A 3,810-nucleotide genomic window follows, 5' to 3' on the forward strand; every position below is an offset into this window, starting at 1 on the left:
TCTCTTTCTACTGATATTCCGAAAGACGAACCAATTATGAGTTCTAAAACTCACCACCTAACTTGTTTAGTTCTTCAAGCCTTTTCTTCCTTCACTCATCTTGGCGTTGTTACGTGCTATTCGAGCATTATAGGCTGATACTAAAAAAGCTCAACTTCCGCTGAGCCTTTAGTTACCACATTCCATGCTCCGTACGCATCTCTTCGATCATCTCCGGATAATCACGATAACCAAGATAATTATGCTGCTTCAAATAAGCGAGCAATTCGGTTCTGCTTTCTGGTAGATACAATTGACTATTTGACTCTGTCCACTTTCACTTTATTAAAATCATCAACTCCATAAGGAAAAAAACACTATGGATTCGGAATATTAATCCCATTCCCTGTTTCTTTCGCCTCTTCCCAGAATTTTTTAAACGATTTGAATTCATAATAATTGTTTTTTCGAAACTCTTCGTCGTATTGCTCATTTAATTCTGAAAATTTGTAAAAAGTTCCAACGGCCACGATACTTTTAAAATCATCATTAATACCCAATCTTCTTATAAGTTCAAAAAAATAGGCATACAACTTAGCCTTTTGAGAAAAGGAAAAATCATCTAAATAGTTTTCATCTAATCGCAATGTTGTAATGAGATGACTTATATCTTCTAGATGTTGCTCCATATTATAGGATGCCATCATATCCATTGTCTCTTGATGTAAAACTAACTGCTTATCACAGGTTACTATGTAAAACAAACGCAAGTAATCCTCTATATTGTTCATTCCTTGAGTATCTCTAATAGGAGTCTCATCAATAACCCATTTTAATAAGTCTTTATCAGCTACGTAACCATAATTTTTGACCAATATTTTCAATTCTCGTCCGTCATTAAGTTTCAACCAAGTCAAACTTGCTTTACTATTATTAAATAGATATCTATTATAGTGTTCCATCTTTTTATAAATAAAACCTATTTCCCTCATGTCGTTAGCTTTATCTCTCCAATATTTAATATCTACATCACCGTTTTCTCTATCTTTTTCGATTCGTTTATCTTCTATAATAGATAAACTAGGATATTCTTCTCTATAAGAAACTAAATCAGGTAATCTAAAAACGTGCGTTATAAAACCTTTCTCCAATAAAAAATAAAACTCATCTCCATTAGTATCATCTATTGTACTAAAGTTTCCTATTTCATTTTTATTATAAATTTTACAATTATTACTATCTCTACTCAAGTAGATAATATCGTCTGAATTCTCAATTCTTTTATATTTAAATATTACATTCAATCTAGCTAAAAATTCTGTTTGATTCAAGAATCTATAATTAACAGATTTTAGATACTTATACATTAAGTCTATCTGTAGCATAAAGTATGACTCTGTAGCAGGAAAAGCTTCATAATCATCAATATTTTCCATTATTTCCTTATATAAAATTTTATATAATTCAGGATTCTTCTCCATTTCAGAAAGGGAGTCTTGTTTAAAAACATTATTCATTTCTTCTAACTCAACTTTATTATAATTTCTATCAATTGTTTTATCTTCTTTACACCCGATTATTAATAACATAAAAGAGTAAAAAACATACTTAAGTTGTCTTTTCATCACTTGTCGTTTTTATTGATTTAGTTGTTACTTTTTTGTTTGCCTCTGAAGAAGTTCCATAAATATCATTTTTATTTATCTTATCACTTTCTTTTATTTCATAATCGATAGGTAATAATAAACTAACCACTCTAGTCTTTTTTCCTTTTGAGTTAGTTATAACCTTACCAGAACAATTTATTGACATTATGTTTAACATATCACCTTGATTTCCTCCCAATATAAGATACTCCATAGTACCCACTTTATCCTTTTCTTGTCCAAAAATAAAACCAACATGCCCAGCAGATACAACATTACCATTTTTATCACAATCAGCTCTTACAACAATTGTCCCATATATGGGTTCTTCTATAACTTTACAAGATTTTTGTAAAAAGAACTATTTCTATCATTTACCATTCTATCTTCTTCTGAAAATCTATAAAATCTAGATCCTGCTGTTTTAATACTCTTTACATCAACTTGCTCTAAACACCAACTCAAAAAGGATGTACACCATGGAGTTTTAACAGACTCTGTTGCCCCAACAAATCTGTGATACTTAATAACTTGTTCTGACACATCCCATTCTTTTCTTCCTTCCGCTAATTGAGCTTCCTTTATAGCGACTTCCATCCAAGGAGCTCTTTCACCAGTATGGTTCGTTTGATCATTCTTACAAAACCCTTTATACTTAAGTTGTTCACCTGCGCTCAACTCTTCTCTAAATTTTTCATCAACTTCCCATACATAGGTTTTGCCATTATCATATCCTCGTTTGTACTCCAACTTTTGATGTAAGTAACTCCACTTCCACGTATAAGTATTATACTCTTTCTTTTTGTCTTCCATCAAAAAAGAGGGGTTACTCTTATATCCATATTTCTTTGCCCAAGGATTCTTGGTTATATTTTTCTCTCTCTCTTCTTTTTTAGTTAAATATCCATCACCTTTAGGATGCGAATCTGGTACATCTATAGATGAATCAAAAATTATTCCTTGTGGATTATTTCCCATTCCGACTGCAGACGGTAGCATGACAAATAGATATAAATCTACCCCTGTCGTTAGTACTTTTTTACTTTTAAATAAGTATCTTTCAACATAATCCATTTGCTCTATAAAAGACATTGCTTTTAATTTGGCTTGTGTCGTATTCAGACTTATTGCTGTTGCTACTTGAAATTGTAATAATCCCAATACGTTAGCTCTTTTATTTTCTATAGCTGGTGAGAATGTTCCTGCTGTTTCAATATACATTACAGCCATTAAATAATTAGCAAACTCTAGTTTCTTATCTTCTCCCCACAACCTTCCTGCTACTTCTATCACCTTTTTACGTTCTTCACAGCTTTTTAAATACATTCCAAAGTAAAGTTGTTTGCATATACAATCTTTACGATGCCCTGATTCCGAATTTCCACTTTCCACCTTTACCGGTACCCGCTTTTTATTTCGATTCTGTACCTCATTGTATATCGGATTAACCGCGAGTTTTAGCTGTTGAAAGTAGTTCTTCACGCCTTTTCTCCCTTCGCTCATCTTGGCGTTGTTACGTGCTATTCGTGCATTATAGGCTGATACTAAAAAAGCTCAACTTCCGCTGAGCCTTTAGTTACCACATCCCATGCTCCGTACGCATCTCTTCGATTATCTCCGGATAATCACGATAACCAAAATAGTTATGCTGCTTCAAATAAATGAGTAATTCGGATCTGCTTGCTGGTAGATACAATTGAGAATACAAGGCACTATTAATGACCTAGTCTTCTAAAAGGAAGGTATAGATATACTTTTTTATATCACAAAAAAACAATTATTGAAGGACCTTAAATATTACAAATATTCCAAAACGGCTGTCATATCTTCTCCAAAGAAATTATTGTCACTCGCCACTTCATATAATTCTGGAAACTGATGAGCAAGAGAAATAAAAGTATATGGAATACTACTTGATACTCTAGGAGATACTTTTAACTCTAGCAAAGAAGTATATACCCAGATCATTGCACGTTCCTCAGGCGTGTAATAAGGTTCACGCTGTCTCATATAATTGTCTACTTCGCTTTCATCTGCAGCATATTCATTAGAGACATAAGTGGTTGTCATTTGAATAAAGTAGTAATCTAAGGGAACACGGATATAATCTTCATCTTCTTGAGCTAATTCTATAGCAGCGGCTAACATCTTTTTCTTTACAATTAACTTTCCATCAAATCCGCGA

General features: G+C 32.5%; 3 protein-coding genes and 1 pseudogene. All 4 read right to left on the minus strand.

Going from position 1 to position 3,810, the window contains the following annotated elements:
* Positions 1–356: 356 nt before the first annotated feature.
* Complete coding sequence (locus tag ACPDG9_RS15815; RefSeq protein ID WP_430528665.1) at positions 357–1,604, minus strand: hypothetical protein; 1,248 nt, start codon at positions 1,602–1,604, stop codon at positions 357–359.
* On the minus strand, positions 1,588–1,839 hold the full coding sequence (locus ACPDG9_RS15820; RefSeq protein WP_430528666.1) for a hypothetical protein: 252 nt from the start codon (positions 1,837–1,839) through the stop codon (positions 1,588–1,590). Before ACPDG9_RS15820 ends, ACPDG9_RS15815 begins: the two co-directional genes overlap by 17 nt.
* A 116-nt stretch (positions 1,840–1,955) precedes the next feature.
* Positions 1,956–3,128, minus strand: a complete 1,173-nt coding sequence (locus tag ACPDG9_RS15825; protein ID WP_430528667.1) for a hypothetical protein — start codon at positions 3,126–3,128, stop codon at positions 1,956–1,958.
* 294 nt (positions 3,129–3,422) lie between these two features.
* Positions 3,423–3,810, minus strand: a pseudogene (locus ACPDG9_RS15830) (hypothetical protein); the annotation flags it as partial.

Source organism: Myroides sp. C6-3, from assembly GCF_050522425.1.
Taxonomy (GTDB): domain Bacteria; phylum Bacteroidota; class Bacteroidia; order Flavobacteriales; family Flavobacteriaceae; genus Flavobacterium.